This window comes from Ruminococcus flavefaciens (assembly GCF_900116855.1).
GTDB lineage: Bacteria > Bacillota > Clostridia > Oscillospirales > Ruminococcaceae > Ruminococcus > Ruminococcus flavefaciens_R.
This window is the reverse complement of record NZ_UETD01000017.1, coordinates 30,418-54,684: the sequence shown is the minus strand read 5'-3', so window position 1 is coordinate 54,684 and position 24,267 is coordinate 30,418. Positions and strand designations below refer to the sequence as shown.

General features: G+C 51.5%; 19 protein-coding genes. 5 read left to right on the top strand and 14 right to left on the bottom strand.

The genetic code is table 11. The features are described 5' to 3' along the window. Position 1 precedes the first annotated feature (1 nt). The 6 genes from DSZ37_RS16060 to rimP form a co-directional block, all read right to left on the bottom strand. Entirely contained in the window at positions 2-547 is a 546-nt protein-coding gene (locus tag DSZ37_RS16060) for a hypothetical protein (protein WP_109727877.1), read from the bottom strand. 41 nt (positions 548-588) lie between these two features. Next, complete coding sequence (gene infB, locus DSZ37_RS16055) at positions 589-3,291, bottom strand: translation initiation factor IF-2 (RefSeq protein ID WP_109727876.1); 2,703 nt, start codon at positions 3,289-3,291, stop codon at positions 589-591. 83 nt (positions 3,292-3,374) lie between these two features. Further along, positions 3,375-3,698, bottom strand: coding sequence for a L7Ae/L30e/S12e/Gadd45 family ribosomal protein (locus DSZ37_RS16050; RefSeq protein WP_109727875.1), 324 nt, complete (start codon positions 3,696-3,698; stop codon positions 3,375-3,377). Continuing rightward, positions 3,667-3,945, bottom strand: coding sequence for an RNase P modulator RnpM (gene rnpM, locus DSZ37_RS16045; RefSeq protein WP_109727874.1), 279 nt, complete (start codon positions 3,943-3,945; stop codon positions 3,667-3,669). Before rnpM ends, DSZ37_RS16050 begins: the two co-directional genes overlap by 32 nt. A 2-nt stretch (positions 3,946-3,947) precedes the next feature. Beyond that, positions 3,948-5,180, bottom strand: a complete 1,233-nt coding sequence (gene nusA, locus DSZ37_RS16040) for a transcription termination factor NusA (protein ID WP_109727873.1) — start codon at positions 5,178-5,180, stop codon at positions 3,948-3,950. Positions 5,181-5,224: 44 nt separating this feature from the next. Then, positions 5,225-5,698 carry a ribosome maturation factor RimP gene (gene rimP / locus DSZ37_RS16035; protein ID WP_109727872.1) on the bottom strand — a complete coding sequence of 158 codons (474 nt, stop codon included), beginning with the start codon at positions 5,696-5,698 and terminating at the stop codon, positions 5,225-5,227. 330 nt (positions 5,699-6,028) lie between these two features. Between rimP and DSZ37_RS16030 the strand changes: the two genes are divergently transcribed. Further along, complete coding sequence (locus tag DSZ37_RS16030; RefSeq protein WP_109727871.1) at positions 6,029-7,099, top strand: linear amide C-N hydrolase; 1,071 nt, start codon at positions 6,029-6,031, stop codon at positions 7,097-7,099. A gap of 112 nt (positions 7,100-7,211) precedes the next feature. On the opposite strand, the gene DSZ37_RS16025 is transcribed toward DSZ37_RS16030, so the two are convergent. Next, entirely contained in the window at positions 7,212-9,518 is a 2,307-nt protein-coding gene (locus DSZ37_RS16025) for an AMP-binding protein (protein WP_109727870.1), read from the bottom strand. Between the two features lie 246 nt (positions 9,519-9,764). Then, the gene (locus DSZ37_RS16020) at positions 9,765-10,172 is read right to left on the bottom strand and encodes a hypothetical protein (protein WP_109727869.1); all 408 of its coding nucleotides are present in this window, start codon (positions 10,170-10,172) and stop codon (positions 9,765-9,767) included. An 829-nt stretch (positions 10,173-11,001) separates the two neighbouring features. Here DSZ37_RS16020 and DSZ37_RS16010 point away from each other — a divergent pair. The 4 genes from DSZ37_RS16010 to DSZ37_RS15995 all read left to right on the top strand — a co-directional run bounded on the left by DSZ37_RS16010 (position 11,002) and on the right by DSZ37_RS15995 (position 14,705). Further along, positions 11,002-13,419: a GH36-type glycosyl hydrolase domain-containing protein gene (locus tag DSZ37_RS16010; RefSeq protein WP_109727867.1), complete on the top strand. Its 2,418-nt coding sequence runs from the start codon at positions 11,002-11,004 to the stop codon at positions 13,417-13,419. Positions 13,420-13,664: 245 nt separating this feature from the next. Beyond that, positions 13,665-13,985, top strand: a complete 321-nt coding sequence (locus DSZ37_RS16005) for a DUF6442 family protein (protein ID WP_109727866.1) — start codon at positions 13,665-13,667, stop codon at positions 13,983-13,985. A gap of 165 nt (positions 13,986-14,150) precedes the next feature. Next, a complete protein-coding gene (locus DSZ37_RS16000) occupies positions 14,151-14,480 on the top strand; it encodes a DUF6442 family protein (RefSeq protein ID WP_109727865.1) in 330 nt (109 codons plus the stop codon). 12 nt (positions 14,481-14,492) lie between these two features. Then, positions 14,493-14,705, top strand: a complete 213-nt coding sequence (locus tag DSZ37_RS15995) for a helix-turn-helix transcriptional regulator (protein WP_019680327.1) — start codon at positions 14,493-14,495, stop codon at positions 14,703-14,705. A gap of 263 nt (positions 14,706-14,968) precedes the next feature. Here DSZ37_RS15995 and DSZ37_RS15990 read toward each other — a convergent pair whose 3' ends face one another. The 6 genes from DSZ37_RS15990 to DSZ37_RS15965 form a co-directional block, all read right to left on the bottom strand. Further along, positions 14,969-16,054 carry a hypothetical protein gene (locus DSZ37_RS15990; RefSeq protein ID WP_109727864.1) on the bottom strand — a complete coding sequence of 362 codons (1,086 nt, stop codon included), beginning with the start codon at positions 16,052-16,054 and terminating at the stop codon, positions 14,969-14,971. Between the two features lie 175 nt (positions 16,055-16,229). Continuing rightward, positions 16,230-19,691 (bottom strand): transcription-repair coupling factor, encoded by a 3,462-nt coding sequence (gene mfd, locus DSZ37_RS15985; RefSeq protein ID WP_109727863.1) that lies wholly within the window; start codon positions 19,689-19,691, stop codon positions 16,230-16,232. 15 nt (positions 19,692-19,706) lie between these two features. Continuing rightward, positions 19,707-20,333: an aminoacyl-tRNA hydrolase gene (gene pth, locus DSZ37_RS15980; RefSeq protein WP_109727862.1), complete on the bottom strand. Its 627-nt coding sequence runs from the start codon at positions 20,331-20,333 to the stop codon at positions 19,707-19,709. Positions 20,334-20,369: 36 nt separating this feature from the next. Further along, a complete protein-coding gene (locus DSZ37_RS15975; RefSeq protein WP_109727861.1) occupies positions 20,370-21,143 on the bottom strand; it encodes a histidinol-phosphatase in 774 nt (257 codons plus the stop codon). A 25-nt stretch (positions 21,144-21,168) separates the two neighbouring features. Continuing rightward, positions 21,169-21,846, bottom strand: coding sequence for a 2-C-methyl-D-erythritol 4-phosphate cytidylyltransferase (gene ispD, locus DSZ37_RS15970; RefSeq protein WP_109727860.1), 678 nt, complete (start codon positions 21,844-21,846; stop codon positions 21,169-21,171). A gap of 321 nt (positions 21,847-22,167) precedes the next feature. Continuing rightward, on the bottom strand, positions 22,168-24,258 hold the full coding sequence (locus DSZ37_RS15965) for a sensor histidine kinase (RefSeq protein ID WP_109727859.1): 2,091 nt from the start codon (positions 24,256-24,258) through the stop codon (positions 22,168-22,170). Positions 24,259-24,267 lie beyond the last annotated feature (9 nt).

Here is a 24,267-nt window from a genome sequence, read left to right as displayed (position 1 = left end):
GTCAGAGATTTACTGTAAAGCCGCTTCCTGCTGTTTCTTCATGCTTATCGGACTCGGCAGCTTTTCCTTTTTTCGCGGAAGCCTTGCTGCCCGACTTTTTTGAAGCGGTCTTTTTTGTGCTCTTCTTGGCAGGAGCCTTCTTTTCGGGCTCTGCTGTTTTCTCCGCCTTGGGCTCGGCAGTCTCGGGCTTAGCCTCCTCAGGTGCTGTCTCCTCCTCGAAGAAGCCTGCGCCGAACATCTCTGCCGAGAAAGCCTCGTCCTCGGCGCTTCGGCTGTAGTCGGGAATATCCTCGTCGCCTTCTTCACCGTAGTAGATATCGGCATAGTTGCCGTACTCAGGCTCAAGCTCGACGTCGCGGACAGGGCGCTCGATGCCCATAAGGTCGTCTGCGTATTCCTCGGGCTCCTCCATTGCGCTGCACTGACCGAGAAGTATCTTCTTTACCGATTCAAAGAAGAAGATGTCGATAGGTCCGAAGTCGTCCCATGCCAGTGCCTCGTTGCAGTACTGCAGCATATCCGCAGTACTCATTCTGCTGTTATCCATAAGAAATTCCCCCTTTATCATTGATAAAAATTATTCAGTAGTTAATCTTCACGGTATTCCTCAACGATGTAGGTCTCGAAGATATCGCCTTCCTTGACGTCACTGAACTTCTCAAGGCTGATACCGCACTCGTAGCCGTCTGCGACCTCCTTGACATCGTCCTTGAAACGCTTGAGACCTGCTATCTCGTCATCTGCAATGATTATTCCGTCTCTTACAACGCGGACCTTGCTGCCCCTTGTCACCTTGCCGCTGAGAACGTAGCTTCCTGCTACCATGCCAACGTTGGATATCTTGTATACCTGACGTACCTCAACACGGCCCTGCTCGACCTCACGGAGCTTGGGAGCCAGCATACCCTTCATAGCGGTGCCGATCTCCTCGATAGCGTCATAGATGATACGATAGAGTCTGATGTCAACGCCGTCGCGCTCTGCATTCTCGGCTGCAACGGGATCGGGTCTTACGTTGAAGCCGACGATGATCGCATTTGAAGCGCTTGCAAGCATAACGTCGCTCTCCTTAACGGCACCGACAGCACCGTGGATGACCCTTACTCTTACCTCGTTGTTGGAGAGCTTCTCCAGAGACTGCTTTACAGCCTCAACAGAGCCCTGAACATCAGCCTTGACAACGATGGGGAGCTCCTTGATCTCGCCCTCTGCGATCTGGCTGAACAGGTTGTCAAGAGTAACCTTGCGGTAAGCGTTGAACTGCTCCTGCTTCTGCTCGTGCTTTCTCTGCTCAACAAGCTCTCTTGCCAGTCTCTCGTCCTCAACAGCGTTGAAGGTATCGCCTGCACTGGGCACCTCTGCAAGACCTGTGATCTCAACAGGAACGGAAGGACCTGCGGACTTGACAGTTCTGCCCTTGTCGTTGGTCATTACGCGGACTCTGCCCACAGCAGTACCTGCGATGAGCACATCGCCCTGTTTGAGAGTACCGTTCTGAACGAGGAGCGTAGCGATAGGACCTCTGCCCTTGTCGAGACGAGCCTCTATGACAGTACCCTTTGCAAGTCTGTCGGGATTAGCCTTGAGCTCCTTAACCTCGGCAACGAGGAGAACGTTCTCGAGGAGGTCGTCAATGCCCTCACCTGTCTTTGCGGATACGGGAACGCAGATAACGTCGCCGCCCCAGTCCTCGCAAACGAGGTCGTACTTTGTGAGCTCTTCCTTGATACGGTCGGGGTTAGCGCCCTCCTTATCCATCTTGTTGATGGCAACGATGATGGAAACTCCGGCAGCCTTGGCGTGGTTGATGGACTCAACTGTCTGGGGCATGATACCGTCGTCTGCGGCAACAACGAGGATAGCGATATCGGTGATATTCGCACCTCTTGCACGCATTGCAGTGAATGCCTCATGTCCGGGGGTATCGAGGAATGTGATGTCCTGACCGTTGATGTTTACCTGATAAGCACCGATATGCTGTGTGATGCCGCCTGCCTCGCCTGCGGCAACGTGAGCATTTCTGATGCGGTCGAGGATAGAGGTCTTACCGTGGTCAACGTGACCCATAACGACTACAACAGGGCAGCGGGGCTGGAGGTTTGTATCGTCATCGTCGGTATCGTCGATAAGACGCTCCTCAATGGTAACGATAACTTCCTTCTCTACCTTTGCACCCATTTCCTCAGCTACGAGAGAAGCTGTATCGAAGTCGATCTCCTGATTGATGGAAGCCATTACGCCCAGCTTCATCAGCTGCTTGATGACCTCGGTAGCAGCAGCCTTCAGACGGGTAGCCAGCTCGCCGACTGTGATGGTATCGGGGATGAGCACCTTCAGCTGCTGCTTTCTTGCTCTCTCCAGCTCCAGTCTCTTGAGCTTCTCAGCCTCCGACTCCTTCTTGGAGAACTGCTGGCGGTTCCTCTGAGCGGACTTCTGATTGATCTTCTGCTTCTTTGAGGAATAGTTGTCGTTCTTATGCTTGTTTGAGGTAGCCATCTGGTCGTATCTCTCGTTGTACTTGTCGAGGTCAACGTAGCTTCCTCTTGTGTCAACTGTTCTGCGCTGAGTTGAAGTCTGAGCGGTCTCTGAGCTGATAGTTGCGTTGAACTTTGTTCTCTCGCCTCTGTCCTGAGCCTTTGCCTGCTCCTTCTTCTTGTCCTTTTTCTTATCCTGCTTCTTGGGCTCCTGAGCCTTTTCCCCGGCAGGCTTTTCCTCAGCCTTTACGGGAGCGGCTTCCTGCTTCTTCTCGGGCTCTGCCTTCTTCACGGGAGCAGCTTCCTGCTTCTTCTCGGGCTCAGCCTTCTTTGCGGGAGCGGCCTCCTGCTTCTTCTCGGGCTCTGCCTTCTTCGCGGGAGCGGCCTCCTGCTTCTTCTCGGGCTCTGCCTTCTTCGCGGGAGCGGCCTCCTGCTTCTTCTCGGGCTCTGCCTTCTTAGCGGGAGCAGCCTCCTGCTTCTTCTCGGGCTCAGCCTTCTTAGCGGGAGCAGCCTTCTTCTCCTCTTTTTTATCCTCTTTCTTCTCTGCGGACTTCTTTACCGCAGGCTTCTTCTCCTCCTTGGGAGCCTCCTCCTTTACGGGACGGGGATCGTTCTTGGAATTGAAGTATTCATCCAGACTTTTTACGGAATAGCGGTCTTTAGTATAGTGTTCCAGAAGGGAATTCATTTCCTCCTCGCTGAGCGAAGAACCTGTTTTCTTCTTGTTATCGCCCTTTTCTGCGAAGAAGTCTATAAGTTCCTGTGAGGGAACGTTGAAATCCTTTGCAGCGTCGCTTAACTTTATCTTTTTTGCCATAGGCTTTATTACCTCCAGTTTTGTCTGCCGCAATGGCGGCAGCAGTATCAGAATGTTCTCATATAACCATCTATATCAACGCATTACTGCGATCCATCGGATAATATTTTCCCGAATCCGTCTGCGAATCCCTTGTCGGTCACTGCCATGACAGCGGTCTCCTTGCCGCAGAGCCTACCGATATCGGCTTTGGTAAGCTCTGTGCAGAAGTGTCTCACGCCGTATTTTCCGCAGTGAAAATCCACTTCCTTGACGGTCTTCTCCGAAGCGTCGGAGGCTGTAAGTATGCAGTGTGCAGTGCCGTTTTTCAGTGTTTCCACTGCGCTGTCGAAGCCCTTGACGGTCCTGCCTGCCTTTATGCAGATACTGAGCAGATCAGCTGTCCTGCGAGCCTTCACTGAGTTCACTCAACATCACCTCGTATACGCTTTCTTCTATCCTGCATGAGAACGATTTCTCGAAGCGCCTTGCCTTTCTTGCCTTCTCAAGGCATTCCGTGCTGCGGCAGATATAAGCACCTCTGCCTGCTGCCTTGCCCTTGAAATCAAGGCTTATGTCTCCCTCGGGGGACTTTACCACGCGGATGAGCTCCATCTTGGGCTTCATCTCTCCGCAGCCGAGGCACATTCTCATTGGTATTTTTCTCGGCTTCATAATTATTCCTCAGTCTCGGGAGCAGCTTCCTCAGCCTTAGCCTCCTCGGTATTCTCCTCGGGAGCGGTCTCCACATCGGCTGTTTCCTCTGCGGGAGCCTCTGTGCTCTCCTCATCCTCAGCAGGAGCTGTCTCGAATACGGGAGCCACGAAGTCGGGGCTCATCTCGGGAGCCTCCTCGCCTGTGAGGTTATCGAACTGGGGCTTGATGTCGATCTTGAAGCCTGTGAGCTTTGCAGCCAGCTTCGCGTTCTGACCCTTGTTGCCGATAGCAAGTGAGAGCTGATTGTTGGGAACGATAACTGTGCAGGCCTTTTCTTCCATAGAGGTGATGACTGTCTTGAGCACCTCGGCAGGAGCAAGTGCTCTTGCGATGAATTCCTCGGGCACCTCGCTCCACGGGATAATGTCTATCTTCTCGCCGCTGAGCTCGTTTACGACAGCGGTTATTCTTGAACGCTTGGGACCTATGCAGGCGCCGACCGCGTCAACGTTCTCATCCTTTGACCATACAGCGATCTTTGTTCTTGAGCCTGCCTCACGGGAGATGGACTTTACCTCAACAGTGCCGTCATATATCTCGGGAACTTCCTGCTCAAAGAGTCGCTTTACAAGGTCCTTGTGTGTACGGGAGATCTTTACGACAGGCTTCTTGTTCTTTCCGATGATGCCTGTGATGTACACCTTTACGGACTTTCCTTCCTCGAGGTTCTCACCGGGGATCTGCTCGTTGCGGAAGAGATAGAGCTCTGTTCCGTCGTAAACAACGGTAACAGTACCTCTGCCGGGTTCTACCTGAGAAACCTTGGCGGTGATGCACTCATGCTCCTTCTGCTCGAACTTGCTGAGCATCTGCTCGCGGTTGATCTCTCTCAGGTCGCCCTTGATGGACTGCTTGGCGGAAAGAGCCGCCATTCTGCCCAGCTTGGATATATCCAGCTCCTTGAGGATAGTGCCGCCGACAACAGCATTGGGGTCCATTGTCTTCGCAACGTCGATATTCACCTCGTTGACATCGATAGGCTCGTCGTCGATGATATCCTGACGGATATACATTTCAAACTTCTTTGTCTTGGGGTCGATCTCGACGGATATCCTTTCCTCGCTGTGAGGATAGGCTCTTCTTGCCGCCTTGAGCATAGCCGACTTTACCTTATCGATGAGAAGCTCGGTCTCAACGCTGTTTTCCTCTCCAAGAGCCTCGAGCGCCTTGAAAAAGTCCTTATTCATGTTCATGTCTGTAAATTCCTCCAATATATTATATTTTGTTTTTTTACATTTCAGAAATCGAGATAGAGCTTTACGAAAGCGATATCCGATAACGGGAATTTCTTTTCATCTCCGCTGTCGAGGATGACTGTAACGCCCTCCTTGTCAGCACCTGCAAGCTGTGCGACTATTTCTTTCTCACCGTCAACAGCTCTTATGAAGCGTATCTTCACCTTGTCGCCGCAGCAGACCTCGAAGTGTTCCTCCTTGACCAGCTCGCGCTCCAGACCTGCCGAGCCCACCTCAAGCATATAGCTCTGGGGGATGGGGTCCTTCTCGTCGAGGATATCGCTTATGGGAGCGTTGGCGCGTTCACAGTCCGCAATGGTGATACCCTCGTCCTGATCGATGAACACGCGGAGATACCACATAGCGCCTTCCTTTTCGTAGCAGACGTCCCAGAGGTAGTAGCCAAGCTCATCGGTGATGGGCTTGATAAGGTCGTAGACCTTCTGCTCGGTACCGCCGAATTTCTTGAATTTCATAGGCAGTTTTTCCCGATATATCGGGTTTCTCCTTTCTCTGTAAAGTAATAGTCCCAATATAAATACTAAAGACCGGAAGGCTTCCGGTCTTTGGGTTTACTATCATCATCAACTATTATATCACGGTTTTTCGCAAAAATCAAGTGTTTTTCGGAATTTTTTTCAAAATTTCCCGATTTTTTACTGACAGTAATCGCGCAGCTGCCCACGGCAGTCCCCGTGCGCCGTAAAAAGTCCCTTTACAGGCGGTATTCCGCAGAGTCTATTGACAATCCCGTCCCCCTGTGATATAGTTTATATAACTATTTTAAGATAAACGAGGTGCTTACCATGAAAGCTCTGAAGATAATACGCAGCATAGTCCTTGTGATACTTCTGCTGGCAGTTATTGCCGCACTGGCACTGTTTCTGTATCTCCGCAGGGACATAAAGACTCTCCGCAGCCTGAAAAACGAGGGCAACGGAGCCTATACCATGGACTACGACAGTGACTACAAGCTGGACAAGTTTCTGAAAACAGGCGCCGAGAACGATGAGGAGCTCTACTCTTTCATTCAGAAGGAGCTGATGCACGGCTTCGCTCCCGACGAGGACACTCCCGATGCCGCCTGCACCGCCTTTGTGGCGCGAAACGACAAGGGCAATGTGATATTCGGCAGAAATTTCGACTTTGACGCCTCTCCATTCATGCAGGTATACACACATCCCAAGGACGGCTATGCCTCGGTATCCACCGTGCCGCTGCTTGCCGTTGGCTTCGACAAGCGGCACTCCCCCGCAGACGGCTTATCCAAGGAGAACATTCCGCTGCTGGCAGTTCCTTATTTTGCCTGTGACGGCATGAACGAAAAGGGCGTTTCCGCTGCTCTGCTGGTAGTCCCCGTAGTATCCACAGTATACGATGAGAACAAGGTCTCAATGAACCAGACTGTCGCCATAAGGCTCATACTTGACAAGGCGGCAACCGTTGACGAAGCGGTGGAGCTTCTGGGACAGTACAACGTCTACTTCAGCAATAATCTGAAGTCCCACATACTCATAGGCGACGCAGAGGGCAATTCCGTTATCGCGGAGTACTACGACGGAGCACTGCAGGCTGTTACCTCCACTGAGGACTATCAGATAGCCGCCAACCACATCGCCTACAATAACGAGAATATATTTGAGTCTCCCGATTCTCTCACAAGGCAGGAAGCCGTAGAGCAGGTCATCACGGACAGCGGCAACAGGCTTGATATGCAGACCTGTCAGGAGCTTCTCAACTCTGTGGGACTCTACAACAGGGACAAATCCGACAGGCTCCAGTGGTCAGTGGTGTACGACCTCACCGACAGGAGCGGCAGGATATGGCCCCGCCGCGACAGCAGTGCTTCATGGGATTTCACAGTCAGCGAAAAATAAGCGCCAACATATACAGCGGACGCCCGATGGGCGTCCCTGCAACTAAGCACTGATCACTAATAACTAACCACTAAAAAAGACGTTTCCGCAGAAACGTCTTTTTTCTTTATTCTCAGCCCCTGAGCTCAACTCGTCTTATCTTGCCGCTGATGGTCTTGGGGAGCTCGTCCCTGAATTCAACGATACGGGGATACTTGTAAGGAGCGGTGTGCTTCTTGACATAGTCCTGTATCTCCTTTTTCAGCTCGTCCGTACCCTCTGTGCCCTTGACAAGCACGATGGAAGCCTTTACCACCTGACCTCTTACGGGGTCGGGAGCCGCACTTACGCCGCACTCCAGAACATAGGGAAGCTCCATGATAACGCTCTCAATTTCAAAGGGGCCGATACGGTAGCCCGATGACTTGATAACGTCGTCAACTCTGCCGACGTACCAGAAGTAGCCGTCCTCGTCCTTCCACGCGGTATCGCCTGTGTGGTAGAGACCGTCGTGCCATACTTCCTTTGTCTTCTCATCGTCATTGAAGTATCCAAGGAAGAGTCCGCAGGGAGTGTTCTTGTCCGTGCGGATAACTATCTCGCCTGTCTCACCTGTCTTGACGGGCTTGCCGTCGGGGTCAACGATGTCCACATCATAGAGGACGCTGGGCTTGCCCATAGAGCCGGGACGGCAGGTCATGCCCACGAAGTTTCCGATGGAAAGGGTGGTCTCGGTCTGACCGAAGCCCTCCATGAGCTTTACTCCCGTAGCCTTGAGGAACTGATTGTATACCTCGGGATTGAGAGCCTCGCCTGCAACGGTCGCATACTTGATAGAGCTCAGGTCGTACTTGGACAGGTCCTCCTTGATGAAGAAGCGGTACATTGTGGGAGGTGCGCAGAATGTGGTTATATTGTACTTCTTGAACATGGGAAGTATCTTGTGGGCGTCAAAGCGGTCGAAGTCATAAACGAATACGCAGGTCTCGCTGAGCCACTGTCCGTAGAGCTTGCCCCAGAGAGCTTTTCCCCAGCCGGTGTCTGAAATGGTGAAGTGGAGACCGTTGGGGTCTACGTTATGCCAGTAGCGGGCGGTGATGAAGTGACCGAGAGCGTACTTGTGGCTGTGTGTAGCTATCTTTGGGTATCCCGTAGTACCCGATGTGAAGAACATGAGATTTGGCTCGCTTCCGCAGGAGAGCTTTTCGGGGTCTGTGGGACGGTCGAAAACGTCGCTGAATCCCGACATCTCCTTGTCGAAATCAGCCCAGCCCTCGCGCTCGCCGTGAGCCATCATCTTTATGAGGCTGATACCCAGCTCCTCCTCGGCAAGGTCCACCTGATGAGCAACGTCACCGTCGCCCGTACATACGATAGCCTTTACGCCTGCCGCCTTGAAGCGGTATGTGAAGTCATGCTGCACCAGCTGATTTGTAGCAGGGATAACTATTGCACCTATCTTGTGGAGAGCAAGGATAGAGAACCAGAACTGATAGTGTCTTTTGAGCACCAGCATAACTCTGTCGCCCTTCTTTATGCCCTTTGACAGGAAATAATTCGCGGTCATGTTGGAGTACTTCTTCATGTCGGCGAAGGTAAATCTTCTCTCGGACATATCGTTGCCCACATAGATGAGAGCCTCCTTGTCGGGACATTTAGCCGCAAGAGCGTCCACCACATCGAAGCCGAAGTTGAACTTCTCCTCGTTGATGAAGCTAATGCCCGTAAGTGAGCCCATGGTGTCGGTCTCAAGCTTTATGAAGTTATCGGCAACGGGATCCTGAATATGAGCAAGGTCGAAGTTGGTAACTCCGGGAAGTATAACGGGGTCAAGGTTTGAGATAGCGTGCTGAGGCTGCTTCTCACCGCATACGATGGCGTAGAACTTGCACTCCCTGCCGCCCACAGCCCACTCGTCATGGGGCTCGGAGCTGTCGTAGTAGATGGAGTCGCCCTCGTTGAGTATCTCAACATTGTCGCCCACCTGCACTTTCAGCTGACCGCTGATGACAATATCCATTTCCTGACCCTCATGGGTATGTGGGTGAGGAACTCTGTACTCCTCGTCAACATAGGGAATGGTAACGAGGAAAGGCTCTGCTATCTTGTTGCGGAACTTGGGAGCCAGTCTCATGTAGCTCAGTCCCTTTCTTCTGGCGATGGGAAGTCCCTCGCCTGCCCTTGTGATGTCGAAGCTCCTGATATGGGGGGACTCGCCCTCCATAAGGTCGGTTATCTCGACACCGCAGGCATTTGCGAACTTGTATATGAAGCTGAAGCTGAAGTCCTTTGCGCCGCCCTCATAGGCGAGGTACTCATAGGATGAAACGCCTATCTTGTCAGCCATTTCCTTGGGAGACAGACCTACCGACTCTCTTGTGAGCTTTATTCGCTCGGCGACCTCTCTCATTTTTAATTCGGGATCAAACATACTGCTCATTTAAAGCCTGCTCCTTTCAATATATCATAAGATCAAAAAAGGCGGAGACCGCCTGTGTATACATCTTTTTAATTATATCACCGCCTTTCCGAGTTGTCAATGATTTTCTGCGGTGGGAAAGGGTGCTGCGGACGCGGAAAAGCTCCTCTCAGCAGCCATGCGGCGGCTCTGAGAGGAGCTTTCATATATTATTGAGTCCCTGTTCTATCCCTATATATCATTTATCATGCAAAAAGCATCATTGTATCAATTTGCTCTGCGGAATTCGCCGAGCTCTTTGTAAAAGCAGGGACCGGCAGGACCTGACGGTCTGGGACGGGGGATTATGACAATGATCCATGGATCATCATCGGGAACGGGAAAAGGTTTCGGCTCGTTGCCGCACCATCCTTCCTCTCCGTCTGTAATCCTGCTAAAGGAAGCACTGTCCAGAATGCCAACATATTCACTGCTATGCTGCCAGCCCTTGGCAAGTTTTGCTTCACTCTTAAACTCCGCGATATTCTGTACTGCTGCCTTTTTGAATGTTGCCTGCTCTGCAAGTATTAATGTATCGGAAGATGCTGCATTTGCGGAAAGTGAACCTGCCATGGGAACTGCACACATAGCTGTCGCTGCGATCGCTGTAATGATCTTCTTAAAATTAACCTTCATAATAATTCTCCTTATAAATAAAATAATTGTAATACAGATGTACGGTGTATATGTTCATTTCTTTGTTCAAGGTGTTGCGCAACCCTATGCTTTTATTATACTCGGATAAGGAAAAATGTGAAGATGAGTATTGTCATTTTGTCAGTGACATTTGTCACTATCTGCACAAACAGCACAAGCGGCTTAAAACAGCCGCCTGTTTGCTTTCTTTTATTCGACTATACTTACCTGACCAAACTCATTTACGTTAAGCTTCAGGCTTGTTTTGTGATCGGCATGGGGAAGGGCAGCGCCCTTCCTGAGAAACAGTGTGACGAGCGAAGCAATGTCACACGGCTGCAACGCACTTCTTCCCTCGGCTTGCCCGACGCAAAAACTGCAAAATACAGGCGGTCTGACAGCAGTTTATTATAAACTCTCCGCACAATCCTTGTCCGATATTACTATAAGTATCGATAAATCGCAATTTCTGGTCAGTTGTTAACGATATGTTCATCTTTACCCCCTTGTCAAACTCCCTGCTAAATGCTATAATTAATGTGTCCGCAATAACCGCCTTATGGCGGTTATTGCCCCGAACGACGTTCGGGAGCGCAAATTCTTTATAAAATTTGGAATTTGCGCATCACATTCCTTTATGTCATGCTCATTTTGCCCTGTCGGGCAAAACAAATTGCGGAAAAGTTTTTCCTGCACTTTGGCAACTAAAAAATGGCTTTTGCAAGCTATATAAAGCCATTTTTTAGTTGTTGAGCAGACATTAATTAGAATGATATTTTCTGCCCGCGGAGAGCACTGTCCAACGGCAGCTGAGAAGGAGATTGGTATTATGCAGTACGGACATTTTGATCTGGAAAACAAAGAATATGTCATCACTAACCCCGCAACTCCCGCACCGTGGGCAAACTATCTCGGAGACCCCGAGTACGGCGCTATGATCTCAAACAACGCCGCAGGATACAGCTTCGTTAAATCAGGAGCTAACGGAAGACTTTCACGCTTCCGCTTCAATTCCGATATGGCTCTCCCCGGACGTTACATCTATATAAGAGACAACGACACCGCCGATTACTGGTCGGCTTCATGGCAGCCTGTGGGCAAGCCCCTTGACAAGTACAAGAGCGAATGCCGCCACGGTACAGCCTACACCATCATTTCTGCCGAGTACGAGGGCATAAAATCAGAGACTTCATACTATGTTCCCTTCGGCAAGACCTATGAGGTATGGCGTGCAAAGATCACAAACAACTCCGACAAGGAGAGAAAGCTGTCCGTATTCGGACTTATAGAGTTCACCAACGAGCCCAACTATGAGCAGGATCAGGTAAACCTCCAGTACACCCTCTTTATCACACGCACAAGCTTTGAGGGCGGAAACAGGATAATCCAGCACATGAACGAGAACACAGGCTTCGATGAGAACGGCTACAACGGCAAGGAGCGCTTCTTCGGTATGGTGGGACAGCCCGTCACAGCCTGCAACGGAAGCCTCAGCGACTTCATCGGTCCATACAGAACATTCTCGAACCCCATCGCCGTTGAAAACGGCAAGTGCAACAACGTAATGAACTTCAACTCCAACTCCTGCGGTGCTCTCCAGAGCGATATCACTCTTGCAGCAGGCGAGACAAAGGAGTTCATCTTCGTACTGGGTCAGCGCACCGACTCAGAGGCTGCCGCTATCCTTGAGGAATACAAGGAAGCAGGCAAGGTAGATGCCGAGATAAAGCAGCTCAAAGACCACTGGCACAGCCAGCTGGAGAACTTCCGCGTAGAGACTCCCTCCGACGAGTTCAACAACATGATAAACGTATGGAACGCTTACCAGTGCTTCATCACATTCATCTGGTCAAGAGCGGCTTCATTCATATACTGCGGTCTGAGAAACGGCTACGGCTACCGTGATACGGTACAGGACATTCAGGGTATCATCCACCTCGATCCCGAAATGGCTGCCGAGAAGATACGCTTCATGCTGTCCGCACAGGTAAGCAACGGCGGCGGACTTCCCCTTGTAAAGTTCGACCACAACGCAGGTCACGAGACCTGCCCCGACGAGAACGACGAGCACAGCGTTTACGCAAAGGAGACAGGACATCCCTCCTACCGTGCCGATGACGCGCTCTGGCTCTTCCCCACTATTGTCAAGTACCTTGGCGAGAGCGGAAACAAGGGCTTCCTTGACGAGGTCATCACCTACGCAGAGGAAGGCGGCGGAGAGGCTACCGTTTACGACCATCTGAAGAACGCTATCCGCTTCTCAATGGAGCGCCTCGGAAGCCACGATATGCCCGCAGGTCTCCATGCAGACTGGAACGACTGTCTCCGTCTGGGAGCACAGGGCGAGTCAACATTCGTTGCATTCCAGCTCTACTACGCTATGAACGTTATCCGCGGCATGGCTGAGGACAGAAACGATACAGCATACGTTGAGTACATCGACGGCGCAAGAGCAAAGCTTGCAGCAGCACTCGAAAAGTGCTGGGACGAGGACAGATTTATCCGCGGTATCCGCGAGGACGGCGTTATCGTCGGCGCAAAGAAGGACCCCGAGGCAAATATGTGGCTCAATCCCCAGAGCTGGAGCGTTATCTCACAGTTTGCCAATGCAGAGCAGGCTGACAAGGCTATGGAAAGCGTCCACAGCATACTCAACACTCCCTACGGCGCAAAGCTTCTTGATCCGCCCTACAAGTACCACCACTTCGAGGGCGCACTCATGCAGGTATTCAACCTTGACACAAAGGAAAACGGCGGTATCTTCTCGCAGTCACAGGGCTGGCTCATACTTGCCGAGTCACTTCTCGGTCACGGCGACCGCGCATTCGAGTACTTCCTCGAGAGCTCGCCTGCCGCAATGAACGACAAGGCTGAGATAAGAGTTATGGAGCCCTATGTACACGGACAGTTCACCGAATCAAAGGCTTCACCCTATGAGGGACGCGCTCATGTACACTGGCTCACAGGTACAGCTTCCACAGTAATGGTAGGCTGCGTAGAGGGTATCTGCGGTATGAGGCCCGACCTTAACGGTCTTGCCATCGCACCTTCTATCCCTGCAAAGTGGGACGGCTTCAAGATACACAAGAACTTCCGCGGCAAGAAGCTGAACATCGACATCGACAACTCCGCACACGTTCAGAGCGGTGTCAAGGAGCTCTACCTCAACGGCACAAAGCTGGAGGGCAACTATGTTCCCGCGGACAAGCTTGCTGATGTTAACGAGATAAAGGTAGTACTTGGCTGATATTCAATGCATAATTCATAATGCATAATGCTTAATTAAAGGCGAACCGAATGGTTCGCCTTTTGTTTATATCCAACTATAAACCATCCGTATCAGCACGTTGGAATTGTGCAGTCATACAAATCTGACAAGTTTTCTTTGCAAAGCCTTGACAAGTATACTTGGCGGTGCTATAATACAGACATGACAAGTAAACTTGTCAAAAACTGGCAACAAAACTTTGCATGATATAGGAGGAAATCATTATGAACAAGGAAGAGATACTCGCAAAAAGCAGACAGGAAAACAAAGGTAATGATCCAGTAGCAGTTGACATCAAGGCTAAAGGGCTTCAGTTAGGTGCAAAGATAGGCATAACAATGGCATTCATCCTCTACTTTGCCGACATGGCATTCTTTGATGAACGCAACTATGGATACTACAGTTTGTTTGCAGCTTTTCTCACAGCGTTCTGGGGCTATAAGGCTTCACGCACAAAAGAAACAAGAATAGGCATAGCCGCAGGACTTATGGGCTTTGTGACCGCAGTTTCGCTTATACTCCACTTTACGGGACACGGTGCATAAATCACTGCATTTGCAGTATCGGCTTTCGTAGCTGTCCGGAGAACTTTGGCTCCATGCCATAAGGCAATTCCGACAAGTTACTTGCCGATGCTATAATAGAGCCATACCAATTAAACTTATCAAAAACTGGCAACAAAACTTTGCATGATATAGGAGGAGATCATTATGAACAGGGAAGAAATACTGGCTAAAAGCAGACAAGAAAATAAAAACCGCGATATCGCGGAGATAGACAGAGCAAGAAGTGCTTCACGCTTCGCTATGCTCTTCAGTTTATGCTTTATCGTAATATACACTATGCTGTCGCTTTTTGCTACAAGCCGCGTGAACTACGGAATGATCGCAACGGAATTCTGTATGATCTTTGCAATGAACCTGCATAAGGCGATAAAAAGCAGGACTTCTGCGGATATTGCCGTGGCAGCCCTTAACGGCTTAGTATTCGCTATGTTCGCCTTTATGGCTGTCTGCGAGCTTTTCGGCTTAAAACCATAAGGCGGTGAAAGCATGATAGACGATTCACTTGTACTCCGCAACCGCCTGAAAGAGATACGCAAGGAGCAGCGGCTCTCACAGGATGAGCTGGCAAAGATGGTGGGCGTGTCGAGAAACACCATTAGCTCCATAGAGACGGGACAGTTCAGCCCCACAGCAAAGCTGGCGCTGATACTGTGCATAGCTCTCGACAAGAAGTTCGAGGACATATTTTACTTTGACTAAAAATCAGACGCCCCATTGGAGTCCTGCAAATGTAAATCAAAATTTATATTTGTAGGGAACGCCGCCCTCGGCGTTCCGTTGGGAGTGTAATATATCTCGCGGGACGCCGAGGGCGGCGTCCCCTACATTAGCTAACGGCTAAGGGCTCAAATCATAATTTAGCTCCGCTAAATTATGATTTACCCGAATAAAACAAAAATGCCCCTGAGCGCTATAAAACGTTCAGGGGCAAAATTTCTATACTGGTATCCTTTTGATCTTCTTTAGTTATTCTTAGCTTCTTCGATCATTTTTGAGGCTTCCTCGATAGCAGCCTGAGCCTGTGAGGTCTTTTCCTTTATCTCTGCCTCAGCCTGTGAGATCTTCTCCTCCAGCTCAGCCATATTCTCGTCTGACTTGAAGTCCTCGAGCTTCTGCTTGATCTCGTCGATCTTAGCCTTTGCCGCCTCATAGTCCTCGGAGTTCTTCATATCCTCGACAGCCTTTTCGTACTCAGCCTGAAGCTCCTCCTTTGCCTTCTGAGCCTCGTCCTTTATCTTGTCCCCTGCTTCTTCCAGCTTCTCCTCTATCTTGGAGCCGCCTGACTGAACGGGTATGGAGTTTCCGTCCTCGTCGAAGAACACAAGGTTGTCGATATAGAGGTCAGACTCATTGGCGATGCCCCAGCGCATGATGAGGAAGTTGGGGTCCTCCATTTCCTCGCTCCAGCACTGGCCGCTGTCAGCCAGAAGGAACTTGAACTTGACGTGAACGGGTCCCGAGGTCTCGAAGTCATACTCGCCGCCGTCGAACTCCTGAAAATCGTACCACTTGTCATTTGCAGCAGTTACAGTACCGCCGCCTCCGCCTATCCAGCCGGGAGCTCTTACGTTCTCGGCGTCATTGGTCTTGAGACCATCTGCGGTAGCCTGCGCGTAAAGGTCGAACTCTATCCTGCGGACCTTTGCGGCGCCCTCAGCGCCAAGGAGCGGAAGCACACGAATGTCTATCTTCTGCACCTTTCCCTTTAGGGGAACTGTATTGTCATCGGTAAATTTCAGCATCTTATTGCCCATGAGCTCCTCAACGGAGAGCTCTCCCGAAGCGCAGTCGGGGTCATCGGTCTTGACCTCGGCGAAATCGAAAACGCCGTCATCAAATGTGATGGCATTGGGGTCGTCAGCCTCTACGGGTGTAGGGGGCTGTTTCTCCTCGGTAGTTTCCTCCTCGGTGGTAATCTCTGCGGTAGTTCCCACGGTGGTTGGCTCTTTATCCTCGGACTTCTTGCCCGAATCCTTTTTGGCGCAGCCAACAGCGCACACAGCAAGTGCAAAAGCTGCGGCTCCTGCCATTATTCTTTTATAGTCCATATCTGTATCTCCTTTGTACGTCACGGTGTGAATGTTCTGTTTTTACACCCTCATTGTAGCACAAAAACCAAAGCGTGTAAAGTAACATATCATACAAATTCCTACACATTTTTTAATACATAATACACAAAAATTGCGATTATCATAAAAACTTGACCAAATATTGCGACAAGTATTATTTCTTCTCCCTGTTCTGATACAGCAGCTCCACGGTCTCCCTCATCATGTCGAAAGGACGTATTTTCGGGGATATCTTCACGGAAACATAGGACTTGCCCACGCCGTTGAAGGTTATCCTGCCCTTGTAAGCCTGCTGGAGAGCGGCTATCTGCTCGGGCACAAGGTACTCGGTATAGAAGTACATAGCGCCGTTCTTCTGGGATATCTCGGTGATACCCATGTGTGCCGCCTTATTTCTCAGCAGGGAAACGTCTATGAGTCCCACAACCGATTTCGGCGGGTCGCCGTAGCGGTCTATGAGCTCGTCTATGAGGTCGGACTTGTCGCTGTCCTCGTTGACCAGCATTATCTTGCGGTACATATCTATACGCTGATTTAGGCTGGATATGTACTTCTCGGGAATATGGGCGTCTATCTGTATATCCACAAGGCACTCGGGCACCTTTTCGGGCTGAATGCCCTTTTCCTCGGCGATAGCTTCGGAGAGAAGCTGCAAATACATATCGTAGCCCACGGCTTCCATATGACCGTGCTGTCTGCCGCCCAGTATGCTTCCCGCGCCTCTTATCTCAAGGTCGCGGAGAGCTATCCTGAAGCCGCTTCCGAACTGTGTGAACTCCCTCATGGCGTTGAGTCGCTTTGTAGCTATCTCCGTCAGCACCTTGTCCCGCTGATAGGTGAAGTATGCATAGCCCCTGCGGTTGGAGCGTCCCACACGGCCGCGGAGCTGATAGAGCTGCGAGAGACCGAAGCGGTCGGAGTCCTCAATGATAAGGGTATTGACATTGGGAACGTCAACGCCTGTTTCGATGATAGTGGTGCAGACGAGGATATCCACCTCATGCTCCACCAGCTGCTCCCATATATCTGACATTTCATCCTCGTTCATCTGACCGTGTGCAACGGCGATACGCGCCTCGGGAAGCAGCTCCTTGAGCCGTGAAGCGCAGGCGTGGATAGTCTCCACGCGGTTATGGATATAGTACACCTGACCGCCGCGGCGGAGCTCCCTGACGATAGCCTGTATTATAGTGCCCATGTTGTACTCGATGACATAGGTCTGAACGGGGTATCTGTCCTGAGGAGGCTCCTCGATGACGGACATATCCCTGATACCGCTCATAGCCATATTCAGTGTACGGGGAATAGGTGTAGCGGACAGCATGAGCACGTCCACGCCCGCAAAGCTCTCCTTGAACTTTTCCTTGTGGGCAACGCCGAAGCGCTGCTCCTCGTCTATTATAGCCAGTCCCAAGTCCTTGAATACCACGGACTTCTGGATTATCTTGTGAGTGCCGATGATAAGGTCTATGCGTCCCTGCTTCAGCTTCTTGATTATCTCCTCCTGCTGCTTTGGAGTGCGGTAACGGCTGAGCAGCTCTATATTCACGGGGAAGTGCTCAAATCTGCGAAGTGCGGTCTGATAGTGCTGATAGGCAAGCACCGTAGTAGGTGCCAGTATAGCGCACTGCTTACCCGAGAGAACACACTTCATGGCGGCTCTCAGTGCCACCTCGGTCTTGCCGAAGCCCACGTCTCCGCAGAGCAGTCTCTCCATAGGACGGGCGCGTTCCATATCCGCCTTTATCTCGGCGATTGACTGGAGCTGGTCGTCGGTCTCCACATAGGGGAAGCGCTCCTCGAAATCGTGCTGTATCTCGTCATCGGGATAGAACGCGAAGCCCACGCTCTTTTCGCGCTTTGCATAGAGTGCTATGAGCTCATGCGCCATATCCTTTACTGCGCGTTTTACGTTGCTTCTGGTCTTCTGCCACTCACCCGAGCTGAGCTTGTTGAGCTTTACGCCGCTGTCGTCTCTGGGACCGATGTACTTCGACACCATATCCAGCTGAGTTACGGGGATATAGAGCTTGTCGGTACCTGCGTACTGTATGGTGATATAGTCCTTGGTAACGCCGTCCATTTCCAGCTTTCTTATACCGATGAACCTGCCGATACCGTGACCCGAATGTACAACGAGGTCACCCTCGGTGATGTCCGCAAGTGAGCGTATCTCCTCCGCCTTGTTCTTCTTTTTGCGGCGCTTCCTGCGGACCGCGTCCATAGAGCGTCCCTGAGTGATGAGAACGGTCTTGTTCTCGGGGTACTCAAAGCCGCCGCCGAAGCTGCCCGACATGAGCAGCACTCTGCCTGCCGCGGGCTCGATGCCCTGTGAGAGCAGGTCGCAGGGAATGCCCTTGTCGCAGAGGTCCTGCTGTATGATGGGAAGTGTCTTATCGCTGCCTGCCGCAAGTATCATGCGGTAGCCGCGGCGGTGGTAGTCCTCAAGGTCCTCGATGAGCTGTTTCATCTCACCGCTCCACGGAGCGGTCTGCATAGCCTCGAAGCTGACCAGCCTGCGGTAGTCTATACGCTCGCCGCCCTGCATGAAGCTGCTCATATAGAGGCAGACGCGCTTCTCAGCCCTGTGCTGTATATCCGCCAGCTCAAGGATATAGCCGTCCAGCCCCTTGCAGAGCTGACCGTCCTCAATGAGTATCTTTACGTCCTCGTTGTGCCTTGTGAGCACACCTGCGGCATTATCCATAATGTCGGAATAGTCGCTGAAAAGCACCGCTCCGTCGATGTAGTCGAACACGGTGGAGGGCTCTCCGTAGACCAGAGGGTAGTACTTGACGCTGTGAGCGAGTATCTCCCCTGCTCTCAGCCTGTGAACGTCTGCGCCGAGGTGCTCGCGTACCTGCTCCATGTGCTTTCCGCGGACCTTTTTGCACAGCTCCTCTATCCTGTCGGCTAGCTCCTCGTTGTCATAAAGCACCTCTCCCGAGGGATATATCTCCATTTTTTCGAGGGGCTCCGTGCGGCGCTGAGTGTCGGTCTCGAACTCCGATATGGAGTCTATCTCGTCGCCCCAGAGCTCTATACGGACGGGCTTGTCCGCCTGTACGGGGAAGATATCGAGGATAGAGCCTCTTATGGAGAACTGTGACGCGCCCTCTACCTTTTCGCAGCGCTGATAGCCGCACTTTGCGAGGGTAACGGCGGTCTCCTTCAGGTCTATCTCCTGTCCCTGAGAGAGCTCGATACCCGAAGCGATAAGGACTCCCACGGGGATAACGGGCTGCATTACAGCCTCGATGCTGGCGCATATTACGGAACAACGGCTTTTAGCCGCCTTTATGAGGGCGGCTATGCGCATATGCTCGTATTCGTGGTTGGTGCTGTCAACGGGAGTGAAGACCAGCTCCTTTGAGGGGAAAAGCACAGCCTCCTCCGCACCTGCCATCATGTTTATGTCGTCGCAGAGCTTTTTCGCCTCTGCCTCGGAGCCTGTGATGACAAGATTTATTTTTTTGCCGCTGAGGGCGTGTATGAGCTGTGCCCTGTGTATATGGGAAAGGCCCGTCACAGAGACGGGTGAGATATTTTTATCGACGGCTTCCCTGAGGCTTTTGAAGCCTGAAAGCTCGCCGAAAAGTTCTTTAAACAGATCCATTGTACATCTCCGTTATCAGGAATTATACTTATTCATGGCTTCATCGGTCTTGTCCTGCACCATGAGCTTTATGCACTCGCAGGCATTCTTCACCGACTCTGCCATTTTCTCCGAGTCCTCCTTGCCGAACTTTCCCAGCACCCATTTTGCAAGGTCATAGTCGGGGTGAGGCTTTTTGCCAACGCCCATTTTTATGCGTGGGAAGTCGTCCCTGCCTGTGAGCTCGCATATGCTGCGGAGGCCGTTGTGACCGCCGTGGCTGCCCTTGCGGCGTATGCGGAGCTTTCCGCAGTCAAGGGAGATATCATCGCAGACCACGATGAGGTTTGAAACGTCTATCTTGTAGAACTCCAGCGCCTGCACTATGGCTTCACCGCTGTTGTTCATGAATGTGGTGGGCTTGAGAAGCAGGCAGCGCTTGCCCTCAACAGTGACCTCAGCGGTCTTGCCCTTGAAGCGCAGGCGGCTTATGTCCTCGCCCAGCTGCTTTGCCAGCTCGTCCATGACCATGAAGCCGGCGTTATGGCGTGTGTTTTCGTATTCAAGTCCGGGGTTGCCCAGACCTGCGATAACATATTCTATTTTACCTCTTGCCGAGGAAGAATTTGCGGAAATCCTGTCGAACACATCAAAAATACTCATATTATCCTTCCAATCTCAACTTTCAACTCTGAAATCTTACTTCTTTGCACCGAGTCCCGGGAGGGTCTCAAGGACTGTCAGCCCGTACTTTCCGGCGAATGCCCTGCACTTTTCCATAGCCTCGCTGTCACGGAGAGCTTCGGGGAAATGGGCGTCGCAGCCGATAATGGCGGTATTCCCCACACGCTGAGCTATGCGGAAGAACCTGTCCGAAGGGTAGTGCCTGCCGCCTGTCATGCCAAGCATATTTATCTCCACGGGTATATCCTTTGTTTTCAGGTACTCGCACAGCCTTGTGAAGTGCTTTTCGTATATCTCCTGACCGCCTGTGAAGTCCAGCAGGTCGGGGTGAGCAAGATAGCGGTATCTGCCCGATTCCATGCCCTCGATTATGCGGTCAACATACTTGTTCAGCACCGTCTCGTCACCTGTGGGGACTCCCATATATACCTGACAGTACTCGGGGTCATTGAAGTGCTGACCCATTATCATATAGTCCAGCGGATAGTCCGCAAGGAGCTTATCCTGCGCCTCGATGAGCTGGGGTATGTACTCCGCTTCAAAGCCTATGTATATGGTAATATCATCGGCATACTCATCCCTGAGGTCGGTAAGGGACCTGAAATAGCCTTCTGCCTCTTTATCGGTCATTCTTATGCCCGACCTGTAACCGTCGCCGAACACCCACGGGCAGTGGTCGGCAAATCCCAGCACCTTCATGCCGTGAGCGATGGCGCTCTCCACGAACTCCCTGTCCGTGCCTCTTGCATGACCGCAGCGGGCGGTGTGGGTATGGTAATTCGCAAACAAATCCTATTCTCCTTTCGCTCCCGACTTATCTGCGTCTGAGGAGCACCTCCGCGATGTCTATATCCTCGGGGGTAGTTATCTTTATATTGGTGTAGTCACCCACCGTCATGGCGACCTTGCCGCCGATAGCTTCTACCAGCTGGCAGTCATCGGTGAAGTCCAGACCGTGCTCCAGAGCGAAATCAATGCCCTCAAAATAGAGGTTTCGCTTGAAAATCTGCGGAGTCTGGGTGATATACAGTGAGCTTCTCGGAGGAGTATCGATAATGAGACCTCCGTCCACGGTCTTGATGGTGTCCTTTACGGGAACGCCCAGAGTCGCGCCGCCGAACACGGAAGCGTCCTTGATGACCTTTTCGATATGCTCGGGCTTTACAAGGGGACGGGCGCCGTCGTGGACAGCCACAAGCTCGGTCTCCTTGGATATTTTTCTGATGCCGTTGATAACGCTCTCCTGACGGGTAGCGCCTCCCGTAGTGCAGGCGGCAAGCTTGGTTATGCCTGCGGCTTCCGCCTCAGCCTGAATGGCGGGGATATCGTCTTCACGGGCAACGATGATTATTTCGCAAACGCTTTCGCAGGACTGGAAAGCCTGCATGGTAACGCCTATGACCTTTCTGTCTCCCAGCGGGAGGAGTATCTTATTGACGCCGCCCATTCTTGTAGAATTTCCTGCGCACACAATAACAACGGAAGTTTTCATAGCAATATCTCCATTATGATTTCTGTATCGGACCGCATACACGGTACCTTATTATTATAATATACCTTGAAGATGATGTCAAATCATAATTTTGCTTCGCAAAATTATGATTTGAGTGAATAGTGATTAGTGAATAGTGAATAGTTGTGGTGTCGCCTTCGGCGACGTTTTAAATAATGTGAGCGCAGCGAACACATTAACTAATCACTAACCACTATGCACTAATCACTATTAGCGCTTGCGCTAAATTATGATTTATCCGGATAAACAAATGCCCCTGGGTGCTTTGCAGCACTCAGGGGCAAAACTGCTGTATGAATGTCAATCCATAGTCACGGCGAAGCATACGCTCTCACCGGGCTGATTGATGATATTCAGCTTGAACTTGTGCTTGTCGATGATGGACTTTGCTATGGCAAGACCCAGTCCGTAGCCGCCTGTTGCACGGTTTCTCGACTCGTCGCTGCGGAAGAAGCGTTCAAAGATCTTGTCCTGATCCTCCACCTTGATGCCCTCGCCCGTATTGAATACGGACAGCACCTTTCTGCCGCCCACCTTCTTCAGCGAAACTCTTACCGTACCGCCGTCGTTTGAGTATTTCAGCGCATTGTCGATGAATATGGCAGCCATCTGCTTAACGTGCTTTTCGCTTCCGCAGAGCATGATATTGTCGTCCACATCCACCTCGAACTGCTTGTTGCTCTCAAACGCCTGACACTCAAATGGCAGGGCTGTATTTACTATCGCCTTGCTCATGTTGAAGTACTTGTACTCCAGCTCAACGGTGTTGTTTTCGAGCCTTGTAAGGTTCAGCAGGTCATTTACCAGCACGTTCATGCGGTCTGTCTGAGACTTTATGTAGTTGAGCCACTTGTTCTCGCCTATCTCGCCCTGAAGAACGTCCGTATTTGCAGATATTACCGTAAGAGGAGTCTTGAGCTCGTGACTTGCGTCCGATACGAACTGCTTCTGCTTGTTGAAGGCTATCTTGATAGGCTGGATGCTCTTTTTGCTGAGGAAATACGCCAGTATGGACAGTATTATCAGCGCGATGGAGCCGATGATGATAGTGGTGCGCTTGAGCTGTCTGAGCATATCCATCTCATAGCTCTTGTCTGTCAGCACTATGAGGTTTCCGTTGGACTTGTCAGCCTGATAGTACTGATAGGAGTGGTACATACCAGTGTCGGTGTTCTTGTCAAGGATATCGGTTATGCACTCCTGAGCGTCATCGGCTTTCAGGTCCTCGTTATAGAGCTTTGCAAGGTAATGACCGTCCTTGTCGGACATGAGCACGAAGAAGTCTATGGAACCGAGGCTCTTCGGGATAGGCTCTACTTTTGAGGCGCCCATAGGGTTGGCCTCGGGATTAGGTGCAGCCTTTCTGCTCTTATCGTTCTTGTCAGCGTAAGTCACCTCGTCGCCGCCGTCCCTGTTTGCCAGCACGGTAAAACCGTCGAGAACGTCCTCGCCGCTGTAAACGGTCTGCATGAGACGGGGCTCGCTGTCATCATATCTTTCAGCCTCGCCGCCGTGCTCACGGTGGTAGCTCTCATAGTCGAAGTCGTCATTTTCATTGCTGTATGCCTTGGGAGCCTGTCCCCACTGCTGCTGGTTCCACGGATTCCAAGGACTCCACGGATTCCAAGGGTTCCAAGGGTTCCACGGGTCATAGGGATTCCAGTTGGGGTCGTACTGACCGTTTCCCCAGCCATTCTGACCGCCGTCACCGCCCCAGCCGCCGTTCTGACCGTCACCGCCGCCCCAGCTTCCCCAGTCGCCCCAGCTGCCCTGACCGCCGTTATTGTTGTTGTCGTTATTGGGCAGAGTGGGAGCCGTCCATTCCTGCTGGCTCTCCTGACTTTCGGACCTTCTGGGCTGGGTCTCGGGCTGTCTTGGCTGAGTTTCGGGCTGTTTGAAGGGCACCTCGTTCTGATTGCCCTGATCATCATTGGGACTTGGCTGAGCCTCAGGCTGCTCCTGCTGCTCGTACTCGTTCTCCTCGTAGTTCTCGGTATTCGTGGTCTCCTCCTCGGAGGTCACAGCCGAAGTGGTAGTCTCTGTCGCCTTTGTAGTAGTCGCCGAGGTCTCCGTAGTGATAACGGCAGTGGTCGCCTGCGCGGTAGTCACAGGCGCTTCCGAAGGCTTTTTTGCAGGCTCCGAGGGCTTGCCGTTCTTAGGCTCGCCGTTATCGGGCGGAGTGAACATGAACTTCAGCTCCTTGTCGTTATACTCCGTGCCCGCAGCTATCTGCATGAGGACTTCCTTTGACTGTCCTCTCATGACAGCCTTGGTGATAACATTTATGGAGCTTATGAGCGCGATGAACACTGCAAGCAGTATGCTCACTATCATGGTGAACAGCTTCATCTGCGCTTTTCTGAACATCTGATCGTTATTTTTCCTGAACATAGCAGCATT